Below are 1,115 nucleotides of genomic sequence, written 5' to 3'. Positions count from 1 at the left end.
AAGCGCAGACCGTTTTCCATGGCGATCGGGGCGATCAGCTCGACGCCGAACGACACGTTGTCGCCGGGCATGACCATCTCGGTGCCTTCGGCCAGGGTCACGGTGCCGGTCACGTCAGTCGTACGGAAGTAGAACTGCGGACGGTAGTTCGCGAAGAACGGAGTGTGACGGCCGCCTTCTTCCTTGGTCAGGATGTAGGCTTCGGCTTCGAACTTGGTGTGCGGAGTCACCGAGCCCGGCTTACACAGAACCTGGCCACGCTCGACGCCGTCACGGTCAACACCACGCAGCAGGGCGCCGATGTTGTCGCCGGCTTCACCGCGGTCCAGCAGCTTGCGGAACATCTCGACACCGGTGCAGGTGGTCTTCTGCGTGTCGCGGATGCCGACGATTTCGATCTCGTCGCCAACGTTGATCACACCACGCTCGACACGACCGGTCACAACGGTACCGCGACCCGAGATCGAGAACACGTCTTCGATCGGCATCAGGAACGGCTGGTCAACAGCGCGCTCGGGCGTGTCGATGTACTCGTCAACGGCCGCCATCAGTTCGCGGATCTTGTTCTCGCCGATTTCCGGGTTGTTGCCTTCCATCGCGGCCAGAGCCGAACCTGCGATGATCGGAATGTCGTCGCCGGGGTAGTCGTAGCTGGACAGCAGTTCGCGAACTTCCATCTCAACCAGTTCCAGCAGCTCTTCGTCGTCAACCTGGTCAACCTTGTTCAGGAACACGACCATCTTCGGGATGCCAACCTGGCGGCCCAGCAGGATGTGCTCGCGGGTCTGCGGCATCGGGCCGTCAGCTGCGTTCACAACCAGGATCGCGCCGTCCATCTGCGCCGCACCGGTGATCATGTTCTTCACATAGTCAGCGTGGCCGGGGCAGTCGACATGCGCATAGTGGCGGTTGTCGGTCTCGTATTCCACGTGGGCGGTCGAGATGGTGATGCCGCGCGCTTTCTCTTCCGGCGCACCGTCAATCTGGTCATACGCCTTGAAGTCGCCGAAATACTTGGTGATTGCTGCGGTCAGCGTCGTCTTGCCGTGGTCAACGTGGCCAATCGTGCCAATGTTGACGTGCGGTTTTGTACGCTCAAACTTTTCCTTTGCCAT

Annotated in this window: 1 protein-coding gene; it reads right to left on the bottom strand. The window is 60.7% G+C overall.

Going from position 1 to position 1,115, the window contains the following annotated elements:
• Positions 1–1,115, bottom strand: a 1,115-nt coding sequence (tuf, locus tag ACR0MM_RS18575; protein WP_480697863.1) for an elongation factor Tu, incomplete at both ends; no start/stop codon positions are given.

Source organism: Ruegeria sp. BC6, assembly GCF_056539185.1.
Note: the sequence above shows the minus strand (reverse complement) of the source record. Positions and strands in the feature narration are given on the sequence as shown.